Below are 1,666 nucleotides of genomic sequence, written 5' to 3'. Positions count from 1 at the left end.
AATTGTTGGTTCAAAACAAGTGTTAGAGATAACACAAATTAGTATTTTATGAGCTAATCAAACATCATAATTCATTTATGGAGAGTTTGATCCTGGCTCAGGATGAACGCTGGCGGCGTGCCTAATACATGCAAGTCGAGCGAACAGATAAGGAGCTTGCTCCTTTGACGTTAGCGGCGGACGGGTGAGTAACACGTGGGTAACCTACCTATAAGACTGGGATAACTTCGGGAAACCGGAGCTAATACCGGATAACATTTGGAACCGCATGGTTCTAAAGTGAAAGATGGTTTTGCTATCACTTATAGATGGACCCGCGCCGTATTAGCTAGTTGGTAAGGTAACGGCTTACCAAGGCGACGATACGTAGCCGACCTGAGAGGGTGATCGGCCACACTGGAACTGAGACACGGTCCAGACTCCTACGGGAGGCAGCAGTAGGGAATCTTCCGCAATGGGCGAAAGCCTGACGGAGCAACGCCGCGTGAGTGATGAAGGGTTTCGGCTCGTAAAACTCTGTTATTAGGGAAGAACAAATGTGTAAGTAACTGTGCACGTCTTGACGGTACCTAATCAGAAAGCCACGGCTAACTACGTGCCAGCAGCCGCGGTAATACGTAGGTGGCAAGCGTTATCCGGAATTATTGGGCGTAAAGCGCGCGTAGGCGGTTTCTTAAGTCTGATGTGAAAGCCCACGGCTCAACCGTGGAGGGTCATTGGAAACTGGGAAACTTGAGTGCAGAAGAGGAAAGTGGAATTCCATGTGTAGCGGTGAAATGCGCAGAGATATGGAGGAACACCAGTGGCGAAGGCGACTTTCTGGTCTGTAACTGACGCTGATGTGCGAAAGCGTGGGGATCAAACAGGATTAGATACCCTGGTAGTCCACGCCGTAAACGATGAGTGCTAAGTGTTAGGGGGTTTCCGCCCCTTAGTGCTGCAGCTAACGCATTAAGCACTCCGCCTGGGGAGTACGACCGCAAGGTTGAAACTCAAAGGAATTGACGGGGACCCGCACAAGCGGTGGAGCATGTGGTTTAATTCGAAGCAACGCGAAGAACCTTACCAAATCTTGACATCCTTTGAAAACTCTAGAGATAGAGCTTTCCCCTTCGGGGGACAAAGTGACAGGTGGTGCATGGTTGTCGTCAGCTCGTGTCGTGAGATGTTGGGTTAAGTCCCGCAACGAGCGCAACCCTTAAGCTTAGTTGCCATCATTAAGTTGGGCACTCTAGGTTGACTGCCGGTGACAAACCGGAGGAAGGTGGGGATGACGTCAAATCATCATGCCCCTTATGATTTGGGCTACACACGTGCTACAATGGACAATACAAAGGGCAGCTAAACCGCGAGGTCATGCAAATCCCATAAAGTTGTTCTCAGTTCGGATTGTAGTCTGCAACTCGACTACATGAAGCTGGAATCGCTAGTAATCGTAGATCAGCATGCTACGGTGAATACGTTCCCGGGTCTTGTACACACCGCCCGTCACACCACGAGAGTTTGTAACACCCGAAGCCGGTGGAGTAACCATTTATGGAGCTAGCCGTCGAAGGTGGGACAAATGATTGGGGTGAAGTCGTAACAAGGTAGCCGTATCGGAAGGTGCGGCTGGATCACCTCCTTTCTAAGGATATATTCGGAAACATCTTCTTACGAAGATGAA

The 1,666-nt window shown here is 49.7% G+C and carries 1 rRNA gene; it reads left to right on the top strand.

The window, feature by feature from the left end:
• Positions 1-74 precede the first annotated feature (74 nt).
• Positions 75-1,627, top strand: a 16S ribosomal RNA gene (locus ACSUE0_RS14510).
• Positions 1,628-1,666 lie beyond the last annotated feature (39 nt).

The sequence above is a fragment of the Staphylococcus sp. AS1337 genome (genome assembly GCF_051408735.1).
GTDB lineage: Bacteria > Bacillota > Bacilli > Staphylococcales > Staphylococcaceae > Staphylococcus > Staphylococcus xylosus_B.
The sequence above is the reverse complement of the archived record's forward strand: the minus strand, read 5'-3'. Positions and strand labels throughout refer to the sequence as shown.